The sequence below is a fragment of the Pseudopedobacter sp. genome (assembly GCF_040392825.1).
Lineage (GTDB): Bacteria > Bacteroidota > Bacteroidia > Sphingobacteriales > Sphingobacteriaceae > Pseudopedobacter.
Genome location: NZ_JBEBVH010000073.1, coordinates 1 through 16009 on the forward strand (window position 1 = coordinate 1; position 16009 = coordinate 16009).

Here is a 16009-nt window from a genome sequence, read left to right on the forward strand (position 1 = left end):
CAAACAGAGGGATGGTCTATTGTGAATTATACAGATGCACATATTACAGATGGAATACTTACACTTAACGCTGCACAAACCTATTGCCATATTAAATACGATGTTCCTGCCGGAAACATTGATCCTTCAATCAGTAAAAAGGCTGTCATCAAACTAAAAAACAAGACATCTGATACAAAGGCAAGATTTTACTGGTGGGGAACCAATGCTACCGCCGCATATATAGAATTTACTATCTCAGCCAATGACGATGTTTATAAAGAATATACTATTGATTTGGGTAATGATTCGAGATGGAGTGGCAATATAAGTATCATCAGATTTGACGTACCAAGTCCGGTTTACCCTGTTTCAATCGGCCATACAGTAAATATAGATTACATCAGGCTTACAGAAAACAGTACTTCCCTGCCTGTATCTTTGATGTCTTTTACCGCCACTAATCACTATAATGCAGTAATTTTAAATTGGAGCACAGCGTCAGAAAGCAATAACTCTCATTTTGATGTTTTACGTTCAGAGGATGGAAGAATATTCCAAAGACTGTCATCTGTTCCGGGAAAAAATAAATCGAACGTAATTACGGAATATTCTTTCAGAGATGAAAATCCTTTTCCGGGAACTGGTTATTATCAATTAAACCAGGTTGATTTAGACGGAACTGTTTCTTCTTCTGAGGTAATAACCGTTAATACGGGAATTGAAAAACCGTCATCGTTTAGTGTTTTCAGAAATGCTGCCGGAACTTTAAAGGTGTCTGTATCTGTTCCTGCCTCTGGGACAGGCCAGTTAATAATAAGAGATATAGCCGGCAGAAAATGTGCAGAACAGGAACATTATTTATTAAAGGGCGATAATCTGTTGGAAATGCCTGTTAAACTACATTCAGGTGTATACATTGCTACCATGGTAAACCAAAAAGAACAGCAAAGCGTTAAATTTATTTTAGAATAATTGCGGAGATACATTTAGAAAAGACCTATTGATAAATAAGCGGGATTTCTGCTTATTTATCCTCTTTCTTTTTTCTCTGGCTGTGTTTTTACAGATCGATTATTATTTGCTTATTTAACCGCTACACTACGTCTTTCTGAAGTTAGAGTTTGAGGTCACTCATTTGGAGGTTGCGTAACGTTAAAGAGATTGCTCTTCCTGTGCTTGCGCATAAGCGCCAAGTTAAGAAGAAAAGGAAACAGTTTAGGTAGCACAGGTTATCTAAAAGCACCGGATTGTCATCCCGATTTCCAGGAAGCGGGGTTGAAGAGTCATATGCTGAAGCTTTCCCATGAATCGCATAGGATATCAAGTTAAGGTTAAGAGTATAATTACGGTTGTGCCATGCTAACGACAGGAAGCATCTCATCATAAAGGCAATAAACTTGTATGTGGGGTCCTTCCCTTCGGTCAGGATGACGAAACGGGGGAATCGTATGTTTGTGCAGGGTCTCCCAATGAATCCTTTCGTGTGGGCACAAATATTAGCCTTCACCTTTAATACTTCCCCCTTTCCAAGTCCCTAGGGAAAAGGTGATCAATGCGAGAATGAGGGAGCATTCTTCTTGTATCGACAGGGTCTTTTTGTTAAGAAGATCCTGTATTCATTTTGATTCTTGAATTTAAAGGCCTTAAGGTTCCTATCACCCCTGAGCCCCGATGCTTGAGAGAAAAGATCTCTCAGAAATGTTTAGGAAAGAGATGCCTGCTGGCAGGCAGACATCCTCCTAAGTCGTTGAAATAACAATTTCCTGGGCTTTTTATATAGCGGCTTTGGGAACGGAAATACAAAAGTATTAGACCTGCATTTAGAAAATCAGGTATTAACTTTACTTATTAATGCTATCATACTTAAATTTTCCCTGCATTACATCTCTAAAGAACTTCCCTTGTTCAGTTGGTTCGTAATTCCAATTATGGATCATCTGCGGTACCCAAACCGGATCAAAGACCCACACAACCCATGATATCCCTTTTTTATTGAAATAATTCATGATTTTTGGTCCGTATTTACCGTCATCGTTCAGGTTTTTATCTTCATCGTTATCAGTCATAAAACCTATTTCAGTAGCTATCACAGGAAACTTGTCGGCAACAAAACCAAAATCTTTTTCCCATTCATCAACCCATGGATACTTGCGTTTTCCAGGGTATGGATGCGTAACATAGGCAACATTAGGTCTTTCAATAGGCTTGAATTTAACCGGTGTTAAGTCATAAGCCCAATTAAAGCCTGCAACCAGAGGTATAGCTTTATTATTATTGGCATAAATCACGTCAATAACCTGTTCCATTAAGGTTTTCCATTCATCCCATGTACAAATGCCGTATTGCCCATTATAGAGGGTTGGTTCGTTAAACAATTCATAAAAGGCTACTGTAGGTACATCTTTGTAATGGGCGGCAATAGTGCGCCAGAAATTGAAGGTTTCCTTTTTAGTGGTATTATGCATATCCTGAGAAAGGATTTCCATGTGAAGATTGCCTATTGAGTGCCAGTCTATGATAACGTAGATGCCCAAATCCGAACACCATTTTACAGCATCGTCTAACAGTTTAATATATTCTTCCACACCTCTTTGGTGAAAAGCGATAGGATGTACGGGAATTCTGATAATGTTTGCTCCCCAGCTTTTAATTACCTCAAAGTGCTTCCTGTTCCAATAGCCATCTTTTACTAATTTATCTGGATCTGAAATAGATAACCCCTTAAAAACGATAGTTTTTCCACTTTCATCAACAAAAGAATTACCTTTTACGCTAATCTGGCTTAATATGTTTGTCTCCGGATATTGCTTTATAAAGGGAGTTATTCTATTAATATGCCACCATTCTTTTTTAATTTCATTGCTTCGGAGCCCTGGCTGACCGGATGCGGAATAAATAAATAAAGCAGTAAAAATTAATAATAACAAAGTTCTTTTCATATCTATACTATTTTAAAGATGAAGATAGCGCGATGCAAGCTATCTTGTTTGATTTTTTTTAGCCTGATATGATATATTATTGTCTTTGCTTTTAAACTTTTCTTTAATATTAGAGTCTACTCATATTGTATTTAATTTAAATGATGAAAGGTTTTTTCTCTTCTTTGGCTTTAATTTTATCGGTACATTTTTCTTTTGCCCAAACCAACGAAGTTTCTGGAGTACTAAAGGACTCAACGGGGCTTACGGTAATAAGTGCAGCCGTTAAGCTTTATTCAGCTCAGGATACTTTAAGTGCAGTATCAGATATTGATGGTAAGTTTTCTATTAAAAATGTGAAAAGCAAAAACTTCAGAATCAATGTTACCGCATTGGGATTCAAGTCGTTTACCAAAGCATATAATTTTTCATCATCAGGTGCTGGAAATGTTGATTTAGGGACTATAACATTAAGTAGCGATGTAAGGCTATTAAGTCAGGTTACAGTAGATGGTACACCAGATGTTGTCGTAAAAGAAGATACCTTACAATTTCGGGCAGATCAATACAAATTAAGAGAAAACGCGTTAGCAGAAGATCTGCTTAAAAAATTACCGGGAGTAGAAGTAGATCGAGATGGTAATGTTACAGCGCAGGGCAAACAAGTGACACGTGTTCGTGTTAACGGCAAAGATTTTTTTGGTGGTGATGTGAAAACCGCAACACAAAATCTACCTGCCGATGTATTGCAAAATGTACAGATAATTGACGATTACGGAGATCAGGCAAACATAACGGGAGTCAGAGATGGAGACCCCGAAAAAATCCTTAATTTTACTATCAGGCCCGATAAAAATAAAGGCTCCTTTATTAGAGGAACTGTTGGTGGGGGAAGCAAAGAAAGGTATCAGGCATCTGTTTTTGCAGCAAAATTCAACAATAACCAGCAAATCTCTTTATTGACTAATTTGAACAATACCAATGCGAATATTTTCAGTCTCACACAGGGTAGCGGAGGAGGAAGACGCGGCGGGGGCCGGGGTGGATTTAATTTTAGTCCTTCGGGATTAACAGATGTCAAATCTTTAGGAATCAATTATCGGGATCAATGGAGCAGTAAATTAACTGCTTATGGAAGTTATTCTATCTTCGGCAGAAACAATACACTTACCACATCACGGTTTCAGAAAAATGTATCCGGAGGCAACATCATTAACGATATCAGAAATACAGATTCGGAAACAGATAACCTAAATCACAGGTTTGACTTTAATCTGGAATACAAAATAGATTCGCTGAATTACCTGAAAGTAACACCACGGATTACTTTCTCTACCAACGAAAGCACGGCATTTTCTCCGTTTAGTATCGAAAAAAACAATGAACTTTCTTCTAAAGGCGAGGCCACAGATATAAATGATGGCAGAAATCCCAATGTTGGAGCAGATATTTTATATAACCACAGGTTTGCGGGGACAACCAGAAATTTATCTATAAGTGCTTTTTTAAGCACGGCAAATATGAGCTCTGATCAGGATTACCTAAATAAATCAATAGAATATGGAATTGACCCGATCACCTCAGCTCAAAATTTATATAGAAGACAGCTCATTAGCAACGATAACAATACTAATAATATCAATATCAATACATCGTACATAGAGCCTTTATCCAAAACAAAAAGTCTTGAATTCAATTACGAATATGGATATAATAGAATAAGCAACAACAGACTGGTATTAAATTCTGACGATGAGCTATTGGCTCCGGTATACGATTCTAATCTTAGTGACGAATATAAATATAGCTTTACCACAAACAGAATAGGAATGAACTATCGGGTAAGAGAGGAAAAGTTTAATTATACACTAGGTTTTGGAGTTCAGCCGAGCGTATTAAGCGGAGAATCCTATACACGAAATACCTCTACAAGAAACAATGCTTTCAATATATTTCCTTCGGCAAGATTCCAATATAAGTTTTCAAGATCTAAAGAATTTAATATAAATTATAATGGACGGAGTAATCTTCCGTCATACAACCAGCTGCAACCGATAACAGACAATTCAAATCCGCAATATCCAATTGTCGGAAATCCAGGATTGGATGCGGAATTTAATAATCGAATCAACCTTCGCTATAACAATTCCAACATACAAACCGGGAACACTTTTTTCAGCAATTTCAATATTAATTTCACTCGGGACAAAATTGTAAGTACAACAAAGACGCAAAACCTATCATCACCAGAAATTATTCAGGAAAGAGGATATACCAACGCGAGCGGATATTTTACCGTTAATGGATTTTATGCTTATAACAAGCCCTTAAAAGACAAAAAATATGTTTTTGGTTTAAGAGGAATGGCAAATTACAATAACAATATTTCTTTCGTTGATGATGCCAAAAATATTGGAAGAAACTGGATCTTGAGCCAAAGATTACAGATACAGATACAGCCAAAAGACTGGCTGGAAGTTGTACCTGCGATAAGCTACACCTATAATACAAATAACAATACTATAAGCACCCGCTCCAATACAGAAATACACACGTGGTCTACTGCTTTAGATAGTAAAATATATTTCACGAAAACATTTTTATGGGGAACTCAGGCAGATAAAAACTTTAACAGAGGTTTTAACAATATTGACCAAAACCCATTTATAATAAATACTTATCTGGAGAAGCAGTTCTTTAAAGGAAATACCGGAGCGTTAAGATTAACAGCTTTTGATTTGTTAGATGAAAATACTGCGATATCGAGGGTGGTTGCAGATAACTATACTTTAGATAGTCGCAGTAACCGTTTGTCCAGATATTTTATGCTCACTTTTACACTGAGGCTTAATAAGTTTGGAGGAAATAATAATCCTGTAGATGATACGAATAATGAAATGAGAAGGCAAAGATTCCGCGAAGGAGGTGGTGGAAGACCTGGAGGCAGTGGATTTTCGCCAATGGGAATGTAACTTTAAGGTCAAAGCATTATTCTTAGTAGCGTAAATATTTTTTTGAATTGCAAAAAACGCTGACAGGTATCTGCTAAAAGCAAGTTATTCTGTCAGCGTTCTTTATGGTAATTTTAGAGAATCTAATAGATAGCCTGTTTGACAGGAGTTATTACAATCCAAATGCTTCTTTTATCCTGTCTACGTAGTCTAACTTTTCCCAGGTAAACAATTCAACTTCAACTACTTTTTCTTCTCCATTAGTTCCGTAGAATGTTTTGTTTACTACTTCATTCTTACGTCCCATGTGGCCGTAAGCGGCTGTTTCTGAATAGATAGGATTTCTCAGTTTTAACCTTTGCTCAATGAAGTAAGGTCTCAAATCGAAAATCTGGGTAACTTTTTTTGCTATTTCGCCATCAGTTAAATTTACTTTTGAAGTTCCTTTAGTATCAATAAAAACACCGCAAGGTTCTGCAACACCAATAGCATAGGATACCTGAACAAGAACTTCGTCAGCAACGCCAGCAGCAACTAAATTTTTAGCAATATGTCTTGTGGCATAAGCGGCAGAACGGTCAACTTTTGAGGGATCTTTTCCAGAAAAAGCACCGCCTCCATGGGCACCTTTACCTCCGTAAGTATCCACAATAATCTTTCTTCCTGTTAATCCGGTATCTCCATGAGGACCACCAATAACAAATTTCCCTGTTGGATTAATATGATATTTGATGTTATCATCAAAAAGTTTTTGAAGCTCTGGTTTTAATAACGCTTTTACCCTCGGAATAAGAATATTAATAATATCTTGTTTGATGGTAGATAACATTACTTTATCGTTTGCATTAAAATCATCATGTTGAGTGGAAATTACAATACTATCAATTCTTATTGGCTGATGATCATCACTGTATTCAATCGTAACCTGAGATTTTGCATCAGGTCTTAAATAGGTAATTTCTTTATTTTCTCTTCTCAACGCTGCTAACTCGATCAATAACTTATGAGAAAGGTCCAACGCCAGAGGCATAAAATTCTCTGTTTCGTTTGTTGCATAGCCAAACATCATGCCCTGGTCTCCTGCCCCTTGCTCTTCCGGATTAGCTCTGTCTACACCCTGGTTAATGTCCTGAGATTGTTCGTGTATAGCCGAAAGAACTCCACAAGAATTTGCTTCGAACATATACTCAGACTTTGTATAACCAATTTTTCTGATTACATCTCTTGTAATTTTTTGTACATCCAGGTAGGTTGCAGATTTTACCTCTCCGGCTAAAACGACCTGCCCTGTAGTCACTAAAGTTTCGCAGGCAACTTTAGAATCTTTGTCAAAAGCTAAGAAATTATCAATCAAAGCATCAGAAATTTGATCTGCTACTTTATCTGGATGACCTTCTGATACAGATTCCGATGTAAATAAATAAGACATGATAAATTATTAAAATCAATACTATAAACGGGAATTCTTTGACTGCAGAAATAAAAGCATGTTTGGCTTTAGCACTTTTTTACGTGGTTGCAATCCTGGCTTTTAGATAAAGCATCTCAAATCATTCCACTTAATTGGCACAAAGGTATAACAAATTTTAAATTTGTTAAAAATAGAATTACTTTGTTGGCGTTTAAAAGAGATGTTTTGAGCAGAGAGCGGATACTTTTTATAGTTAATCCGATTTCAGGAGGTGAGGACAAAATTCGCTTTCCTGAACTCGTGGATAAGTTTTTAGATCAAAAAATATTTGATGCTGAGATTGTTTTTTCAGAATATGGGGGCCATGCGTCGTATCTGACAGAGGAAGCAATAATGCAGGAATATGACTGTATAGTGGCAGTTGGGGGCGATGGTACAATAAATGAAGTAGCATCTAAAATGGTTTTTTCTGGAAGAAAAATGGGGATAATTCCTTGTGGTTCGGGAAATGGACTAGCGCGTACCCTCAATATTCCTTTAAAAAAAGAAAAAGCTGTTCAATTGTTAAATCGCAACACAGTTCGTACGATAGATTCGGGGAAATTTAATAACAAACGTTTTTTTAATGTAGCCGGTTTTGGCTTTGATGCCAGAATAAGTGCCCTTTTTGCAGACAATGCACAAAGAGGATTAAAAGGATATGTTGTAAGTGTTTTAAAGGAGATAAGTAGGTATGAACCAAAAATATACAGATTGTATATAGACGGAAAGAAATACGAAAGAAAAGCTTTTATGATAAGCGTTGCAAACTCTTCCCAATATGGGAATAATGCACATATATCTCCAAAAGCAAGAATTGATGACGGATTGTTAGACGTCTGTATCATTAAGCCTTTTCCTTTATATTGGTTTCCGGTTTTAATTGCCAGAATGCTCCTGAAGAATGTAGATGGATCAAAATATCTGGAAATTATCAAAGGGAAAAATATTAAAATAGAACAAGAGGAAATAGGTCCGGTACATATAGACGGAGAGCCGTTAACAGAAATTAAACAAATAGATATAAATGTAGAACATCTTTCTTTAAAGGTTCTTGTATAAAAGAAAAAGAGATGAGTGAAAAAAAATCAAAAAAATTCAATAGTTTCGAAGGTATTGTATACTCCACAGATTCTAACTTCGTTTATGAGGAATACAATAATGCAGAAGAGAAATCTCTACCAAAAAATCAGCAAAATTTAAAAGTTCAGCTAGATAAAAAGCAAAGGTCTGGAAAGGCGGTTACTCTGATTACAAATTTTGTGGGAGGAGAGCAAGAACTTACAGAGTTGGGGAAGATGCTGAAAACTAAATGTGGCGTTGGAGGAAGTGTAAAAGACGGGGAGATTCTTATTCAGGGCGATTTTAGAAAAAAAGTAATTGAATTGTTGCAAAAAGAAGGCTATAAGGCGAAACAAGTAGGTGGATAGGCTAAATGACTCTTTAAGAGTTCAGTAAGTGCCCTAGACGTGCCTTTTAATCGATTGCATAATCAAAAAAAATCATTTAAATTTTGTTTTTTAAACAAAAAATGGTTTTTATTGTAAAAGCTAATAGGAAAACAAAAAAAAAGTTTTTTTAAATTAGCTTATGAAATTAGGACGTGGAACTGCTGTCGAAAGTAAAGTAGAGTTTCAACAAATTTTCAGGAAAAAGCATAAAAAATTTGATTTTAAACATTAAATCATAAATTTGTTATTGCCTTGTTTGAGGCTGTAAGGTATAGTAATAAAGAACTTTAAATAAATATCAATTAATCAAAAACTAAAAATTAAATTAACAACAAGCAATGTCAAACGCACCAAAACCAACTACAGCTAAGAAAGAAACCTCTGGAGGTTCAAGTATTTTTGCAGGATTAGCTATTGTAATTTGTATCGCTATCGCATGGGGAATATTCTTATTCGTTATGGGTAACCCAGCTAACTTTGAAGGTGGCGATAACAACAATCACCCATTAGAAGGTAACTATTTAGGTATGATTTATAAAGGAGGAGTTGTAGTACCTTTCTTAATAGGTATGTTCTTAATGGTTATTGTTTTTTCAATTGAGCGTTTCTTCGTTATTAGCAAAGCAGCTGGTAAAGGAAATGTAGATGCATTTGTTAAAAAAGTACAAGGTTTCTTGTCTTCAAGCAATATCGATAGTGCAATCTCTGAGTGTGACAAACAAAAAGGATCTGTTGCTGCGGTAATTAAATCAGGACTTTTAAAATATAAAGAAGTAGAAGCCGATACAGTAATGAATACAGAACAAAAATGTTTAGCTATTCAGAAAGACATCGAAGAAGCAACAGCTTTAGAAATGCCAATGTTAGAGCAAAACTTAACTGTTATTTCTACTTTAGTTTCTATTGGTACTTTAGTAGGTCTATTAGGAACGGTTGTGGGTATGATTAAAGCGTTCGCGGCTTTGGCAACTGCAGGAGCTCCTGACCAGGCAGCATTAGCGAACGGTATCTCTGAGGCCCTTATCAATACTGCTACAGGTATCGGTACGTCAACTTTGGCGATTATCTCTTACAACTTCTTTACATCTAAAATTGACTCTTTGACATATTCTATCGACGAAGCTGGTTTCTCTATTGTACAAACCTACGCTTCTACGCATAGATAAAATATTAGTGAATAGTTTTTGGGTGTTCTGGCGAGGTATAAAGTCAGAACACTTTTTAAAGAAATTAACAGTACACTAATAATTAAAAAATAAGAAGATGCCAAAAGTAAAAATTAAAAGAAAAAGCACTCTGATTGACATGACCGCAATGTGTGATGTGGCGTCATTGTTGCTTACTTTCTTTATATTGACGGCTACTGCCAGACAGCCAGAACCGCTGCCTGTAGATATTCCTTCTTCTACTGTTACTATTAAATTACCCGACACAGACATTTCTACACTTACTGTAGGTCAAGGAAAAGTTTTTTTCGGTGTAGTAGGTCAGGACGTGAGAATCAATATGCTACAAAGAATCGGTGAAAAGTATGGCATTGAATTCACAGAGCAAGAGAAGTTACGTTTTTCTTTGATTGAATCTTTTGGAGTTCCTGTTGCAAACTTGAAAGAGTTTATTGCAATGTCAGGAAACGACAGAAACAAATTGCAACAGCCGGGTATCCCTAGAGACTCTACTAATAACGAGTTGAACGAGTGGATTCTTCAGGCTAGATATGCTACAAAAGAAATACACAATCAGGATTTAAGATTCTCAATTAAAGGAGACTCTAATGAGGAATATCCTGTAATTAGAGATGTAATAGATATCTTGCAAAGTCAAAAAATAAATAAGTTTAGTTTAATCACTTCTTTAGAAGGCTTAGATAGATAAAAATGGCACAATTAGATACCTCGGGTGGTGGTAAAAAAGACGGTGGAAAGGTAAGGACCAAGAAGAAGTCTACTAACGTGGATTTAACCGCGATGGTTGACTTGATGTTCTTATTAATTACCTTCTTCATGTTAACTACCACGCTTGCAAAACCGCAAGCCATGGATATGTTCATGCCAGATAAAGATGAAAAAAATCCAGATGCCGAACTAGATGTTAAAGCTTCCAGAACAATGACGGTTTTGTTAGCAGAAGACAACAAAGTCGTTTGGTATATGGGAGTTGCAGGAGATAACCCTCCAACAGTAGACAATTATGGTAAAAGCGGTATTCGTAAAGCTTTTATAGAGAATAATGACAAAATAGTTGCTTCTACCGGGGATCCTAGTAAAGGATTAATGGTTATTGTAAAACCTACTGATAAATCTAATTACAAGAACTTCGTTGATGTATTAGATGAGATTAAAATTGCAGGGGTTCCTTCTTACGGTATTGTTAATAAGATAGAACCAGCAGAAATCAATCTCCTTAAAGATCAGGGAGTTTACTAATACTATTTTAGTATCGGAAAACGTTAAATAGTTAACAAGAAAAAATAAAAAAATATGCCAAAGCTGGATATTTTAACTCGCAATTGGATAGACATTGTCTTTGAGGGGCGTAATAAAGAGTACGGCGCTTACGATCTACGTAAGAATAGTGCTAAACACACCAACAGAGCAGTCTTAATTGGAGGGTTATTGTTCATTGCTGCTTTCGCTGTTCCTATGATAAGCAAATATCTTAAGAGTACAGATAGTGAAGCAGATCAGCAACAAAAGATGACGGAGACAGAGGTTGTTTTAGCAACACCACCTCCAGTAGATAAGGAGCTTCCTCCCCCACCTCCGCCCGTGGAGCCACCTCCGCCGCGCGTAGACCAGGTGAGGTTCCCGCCTCCGGTAGTAAAACCGGATGAGCAGGTTGTGGAAGAAGAACCGCCAACCATTAAGGATTTAGAGAAAGCAGACCCGGGACAGAAAACATTAAAGGGAGACCCAGATGCACAAATTCAGATCGAGAATCCTACATATGGAGAAGGACCGGTAAATCAGGTAGTAACGGAAGACTCAAATGAAATCTTTACTAACGTAGAAGTATTTCCGGATTTCCCTGGAGGAATGGAAGCTTTCTATAAATTCTTGGGGAAAAATTTGGTTTACCCTCCGATGTCTAAAGAAAATAATATCCAAGGAAGGGTAACTGTAAATTTCGTAGTAGAGAAAGATGGTTCTTTAACGGACATCAAAGTACTAAGAGGTGTTCCGGGAGGAGAAGATTTAGGTCAGGAAGCAATTCGTATCTTGAAGAAATCTCCAAAATGGAAACCAGGTGTACAAAATGGAAGGCCGGTTAGGGTGTCCTATTCTGTGCCTATTATGTTTCAGTTACAACAATAATGGAGTATAAAAGAACAAGAAGGAGTCAGAAATCGCCCCAAAAGCGATTTCTACTCATTTTAGGGCTAACCGTTTCTATTATTTATTTTGTCTTAGGACTGGTTATTATATTTTGGGATAGTTTCCCATTGCTGGTTGGAGTAGAACCAATGTGGAAGAATGTTTTTGCCGCTTTTCTTATAATCTACTCACTTTTTAGATTAGTAAGAGTCTTGCAAGATAAAAGAGATGAATAAACTGCTTTTACTCGCTTTTTTTGGCCTGTCTCTCTTCTCATGCAGCCAAAATAAGGAAAGGGGAGAAAATTACACATTTGGAAGTACAAAAATTGTTTCAGACGAATCTTTGTTTCCAATTGTGGATGATGAACATTTGGTATTTCAGAGCAGGTATAAAAAGGCATCTATTGAAATGGTTTATAAACCATTGAAGGGCGCTTTGTCTATTTTTTTGAATGATAGCATAGACGTTGCCGTCCTGCCAAGAGAACTGAGTGAGGAAGAAAAAGAAGTTTTTATTAAGAAAAATGTAAAAGTTAGGTCAATTAAGTTTGCAACAGATGGGATTGCAATAATTACCTCTAAAAACAATATTACAGATAAAATAACCGTTAATGAGCTTAAAAGCTTTTTAAATGGTACCGCAGAAAACGCACCGGTCGTTGTTTTTGACAATGTGCAGTCATCTACAGTTGAATACTTAATGACGAATCTTGACGTTAAGAAATTAAATGCAAAAAACATCTATGCACTTAATAACAGTGAGGAAGTGATTAAGTATGTTAAAGAGAATCCAAAAGCTTATGGCATAATTAGTGTTAGTTGGATAAAAAGGCCTACGAAGGAGATTGAGGATATGGTTAAAGAGATAAAAAGCCTTGCTGTAAGGAATGATAAAGGTGTTTTTGTAGAGCCTACCCAATCTTCTTTAAAAACAGGAGAGTATCCATTAAAACGAGATTTGTATTTAATTGATTGTCAAGGAAAGGCAGGTTTAGGTACTGGCTTTGCAGCATTTTTGGCTAGTGATATTGGCCAAAGGATAATTTTAAAGTCAGGAATTGCTCCAGACTCGCTTCCATCAAGGCAAATTATTATAAGGAAGTAGATTTTTTTATTTTTTTTGTTTAAAATTGAAATATGAATATAACTAAGAAAATAGCAATAGCAGCGATAGGCTTTGTTTCCATGGGAACGGTGACAATAGCGCAGAGCTTAGAAGATGCAAGAAATGCTGTAACTGCAGAGCAGTATCAGAAAGCGAAATCCATGTTTAATAATTTGATTACTACACAACCAACTGTAGCATCTAATTATTTCTATTTTGGAGATTTATATTTAAGGTTGGAAAATGCAGACTCTGCAAAAGTTTTATTTCAAAAAGGTATAGCAGCAGATCCGGGATATAGTTTCAACTATATCGGTCTGGGAACAGTGGATTTATTTAATAAGAATGAGACTGCTGCACAGGCAAATTTTGATAAAGCTACAGCAGGAATGAAAAAAAGAGATTATAAAGAGTTTATCTACATCGGTAATGCTTATACTTATGAGCAATCTTTAAATCTGGATAAAGCATTTCAATGGTTTGAAAAAGCAAAAGCAAATGGATCTAAAGACCCGGAACTGTATGTAGCTTTAGGAAATGCGTATAAAGCACAGAAGAAAAATAGCGAAGCTGTAGCAGAATATCAAAGAGCTACAACTTACGACAGTAATCTGCCAAGTGTAGATGTTAATATTGGTGAAATCTGGACGGCTGCATATAATTTTGAGCTAGCTGAATCAACCTTAAATGCGGTAATTGCAAAGCAACCAAATTTTGGTCCCGCTTATAGAGCTTTGGCAGAAAACTCTTATCGTTGGGCATCCCAGTTCCCTGCTAAAAGAGCCACTTTGTTGCCAAAAGCAAAAGAGCAATATTCTAAATATTTAGATTTAACTGATCGTTCAGCAGATTCGAGATATAGATATTTGATTTTCTTATTAAATGCAGAAGACTTTGCAACTTTAGAAACTGAAGCAAAGGACTTTATTGCAAAATATGGATCGAAAGGCGATTTCAAATTAGCCGAGCGTTTCCTGGGCTATGCAGCAGTTGCAAATGGGCATAATCAGGAAGGTATTACTGCCATCAATAATTTTATAAAATCGGTAGAACCTAAGCGCTTAATCGCTAGCGATTATTTGAATTTAGCGAAGGCTTATCAGGCAACAAAAGAAGATTCACTGGCGATAGAAAGCTATGTTAAAGGATACGAACTGGATACTTCCAATGTTGAAATTTTAGGAAACATAGCAAAGGCATATTTTGCAAGTAAAAAATATGGTAAAGCAGCAGAATACTATCAAAAAATAACCAATCAGCCGAAAGCTTCTTTTACAGATTGGTTCTATTTGGGTTATTCTAAATATTTCCATTTTGCGATTGAATTGAATAATGAAAATCCGAAAAATGAGGAGTTAATTAAGAAGACATTAATTGAAGCAGATAGTGCGTTCACTTATGTAGCTGAAAAAGCGAATAACGCAGATGCATATTTATATGTTGCTCGTGTAGAATATTATTTAGATGAGAAAGACCCAGAGCAAAAGGCTGTTAAAGCTTACGATAAGTTTATTGAATTGACTTTAGCTAAGACAACCGCATTAACAGACAGAGACAAAACTAATTTAGTAGAAGCTTATTCTTATAATGGCGGCTTCTTTATTACGAGAGATAAAGTAAAAGCTAAAGAATATTTTGATAAAGCGCTGGAACTGGATCCAAACAATGTTCAAATAAAAGATGCACTTCGAGCAATAAAAGGATAGAACTAATGTTTTTACAAATAACAAAGGGACGGTTTTCCGTCCCTTTGTTATTTGTAACGAATTTATATATTTGTACAAACTTAATTTCATGGAAAATTTGAGCACTCCGGTAGACTATTTGCCAATTGTAATTCAACTTGCCATAGCTTTGGGGTTTGTGGTGTTAACTATGACAATTACCCATTTAATTGGACCGAAGAGAAAAACAACAGATATCAAACTAACAGCGTTTGAATCAGGAATTGAGTCTGTTGGAAATGCCCGTCAACCATTCTCGATCAAGTATTTTATTGTAGCAATACTGTTTGTTATTTTTGATATAGAAGTGATCTTTATGTACCCGTGGGCAGTAAACTTTAGAGAATTTGGAATCAACGGTTTAATAGAAATGTTCATTTTTATGGGGACATTGCTTTTAGGCTTTATCTATATACTAAAAAAGAAAGTTCTGGAGTGGAATGACTAATTCTAGAATTATTCTAAATAGCTGTAATAGTAATATTTACGGCTAAAATTGAATAAATTTACGGCTTACATAACCTTAAACTAAAGAGAAGACAGATTTTATGAGCGATATAAAAATGGGTAATGCTCCTGCTGGGGTCGAAGGTTCTGGTTTTTTCGCTACTACGCTAGATCAGGTGATAGGTTTAGCTCGTTCACATTCTTTGTGGCCACTTCCTTTTGCTACTTCCTGTTGCGGTATCGAATTTATGGCCACAATGGGGGCTCATTATGATTTTTCCAGATTTGGTTCGGAAAGACCTTCCTTTTCTCCGAGACAGGCAGATTTGTTAATGGTGATGGGAACAATTGCAAAAAAAATGGCTCCTGTATTAAAGCAAGTATACACTCAGATGGCAGAGCCACGTTGGGTTATTGCTGTAGGAGCCTGTGCATCAAGTGGGGGGATTTTTGATACATACTCTGTTCTCCAAGGTATAGATGAAATTATTCCAGTAGATGTTTATGTCCCCGGATGTCCCCCAAGACCAGAGGGAATTATAGATGGGTTTAATAAAATTCAGGAACTGGTGAAAAACGAATCTTCGAGAAGAAGAAACTCACCAGAATACAAGCAATTGTTAGAAAGTTACGGAATTCAATAATGGCAAAAATCTCAAACCAAC

At 36.2% G+C, this 16009-nt stretch carries 15 protein-coding genes; 13 read left to right on the top strand and 2 right to left on the bottom strand.

Features of this window, described 5'->3' with window-relative positions; translation table 11 throughout:
* On the top strand, window positions 1-954 hold a 954-nt coding region (locus ABWO41_RS07185; RefSeq protein ID WP_353135638.1), incomplete at its 5' end, for a hypothetical protein.
* An 869-nt stretch (window positions 955-1823) separates the two neighbouring features.
* Here ABWO41_RS07185 and ABWO41_RS07190 read toward each other — a convergent pair.
* Window positions 1824-2921, bottom strand: coding sequence for a glycoside hydrolase family 5 protein (locus tag ABWO41_RS07190; RefSeq protein ID WP_353135641.1), 1098 nt, complete (start codon window positions 2919-2921; stop codon window positions 1824-1826).
* A 140-nt stretch (window positions 2922-3061) separates the two neighbouring features.
* Here ABWO41_RS07190 and ABWO41_RS07195 point away from each other — a divergent pair, with 140 nt between their 5' ends.
* Window positions 3062-5872 (top strand): outer membrane beta-barrel protein, encoded by a 2811-nt coding sequence (locus ABWO41_RS07195; RefSeq protein WP_353135644.1) that lies wholly within the window; start codon window positions 3062-3064, stop codon window positions 5870-5872.
* 151 nt (window positions 5873-6023) lie between these two features.
* On the opposite strand, the gene metK is transcribed toward ABWO41_RS07195, so the two are convergent.
* Window positions 6024-7280 (bottom strand): methionine adenosyltransferase, encoded by a 1257-nt coding sequence (gene metK / locus ABWO41_RS07200; RefSeq protein WP_353135647.1) that lies wholly within the window; start codon window positions 7278-7280, stop codon window positions 6024-6026.
* A 186-nt stretch (window positions 7281-7466) separates the two neighbouring features.
* On the opposite strand from metK, the gene ABWO41_RS07205 reads away from it, so the two are divergent.
* From ABWO41_RS07205 to ABWO41_RS07255, 11 genes are all read left to right on the top strand, one after another.
* Window positions 7467-8363 carry a diacylglycerol/lipid kinase family protein gene (locus ABWO41_RS07205; protein ID WP_353135650.1) on the top strand — a complete coding sequence of 299 codons (897 nt, stop codon included), beginning with the start codon at window positions 7467-7469 and terminating at the stop codon, window positions 8361-8363.
* Between the two features lie 11 nt (window positions 8364-8374).
* The gene (locus tag ABWO41_RS07210) at window positions 8375-8731 is read left to right on the top strand and encodes a translation initiation factor (protein ID WP_353135653.1); all 357 of its coding nucleotides are present in this window, start codon (window positions 8375-8377) and stop codon (window positions 8729-8731) included.
* Between the two features lie 359 nt (window positions 8732-9090).
* Window positions 9091-9918 carry a MotA/TolQ/ExbB proton channel family protein gene (locus ABWO41_RS07215; protein WP_353135656.1) on the top strand — a complete coding sequence of 276 codons (828 nt, stop codon included), beginning with the start codon at window positions 9091-9093 and terminating at the stop codon, window positions 9916-9918.
* Between the two features lie 97 nt (window positions 9919-10015).
* Window positions 10016-10627, top strand: a complete 612-nt coding sequence (locus ABWO41_RS07220; RefSeq protein ID WP_353135659.1) for an ExbD/TolR family protein — start codon at window positions 10016-10018, stop codon at window positions 10625-10627.
* Window positions 10628-10629: 2 nt separating this feature from the next.
* The gene (locus tag ABWO41_RS07225; protein WP_353135662.1) at window positions 10630-11178 is read left to right on the top strand and encodes an ExbD/TolR family protein; all 549 of its coding nucleotides are present in this window, start codon (window positions 10630-10632) and stop codon (window positions 11176-11178) included.
* Window positions 11179-11232: 54 nt separating this feature from the next.
* On the top strand, window positions 11233-12066 hold the full coding sequence (locus ABWO41_RS07230) for an energy transducer TonB (RefSeq protein WP_353135665.1): 834 nt from the start codon (window positions 11233-11235) through the stop codon (window positions 12064-12066).
* Window positions 12066-12302 (top strand): hypothetical protein, encoded by a 237-nt coding sequence (locus ABWO41_RS07235; RefSeq protein ID WP_353135668.1) that lies wholly within the window; start codon window positions 12066-12068, stop codon window positions 12300-12302. The genes ABWO41_RS07230 and ABWO41_RS07235 overlap by 1 nt, the downstream gene beginning before the upstream one ends.
* Entirely contained in the window at window positions 12295-13173 is an 879-nt protein-coding gene (locus ABWO41_RS07240) for a PstS family phosphate ABC transporter substrate-binding protein (protein ID WP_353135671.1), read from the top strand. Before ABWO41_RS07235 ends, ABWO41_RS07240 begins: the two co-directional genes overlap by 8 nt.
* A 32-nt stretch (window positions 13174-13205) precedes the next feature.
* Complete coding sequence (locus ABWO41_RS07245) at window positions 13206-14879, top strand: tetratricopeptide repeat protein (RefSeq protein WP_353135674.1); 1674 nt, start codon at window positions 13206-13208, stop codon at window positions 14877-14879.
* Window positions 14880-14967: 88 nt separating this feature from the next.
* On the top strand, window positions 14968-15345 hold the full coding sequence (locus ABWO41_RS07250; RefSeq protein ID WP_353135677.1) for an NADH-quinone oxidoreductase subunit A: 378 nt from the start codon (window positions 14968-14970) through the stop codon (window positions 15343-15345).
* Window positions 15346-15445: 100 nt separating this feature from the next.
* Window positions 15446-15988 (top strand): NADH-quinone oxidoreductase subunit B, encoded by a 543-nt coding sequence (locus ABWO41_RS07255; protein ID WP_353135680.1) that lies wholly within the window; start codon window positions 15446-15448, stop codon window positions 15986-15988.
* Window positions 15989-16009 lie beyond the last annotated feature (21 nt).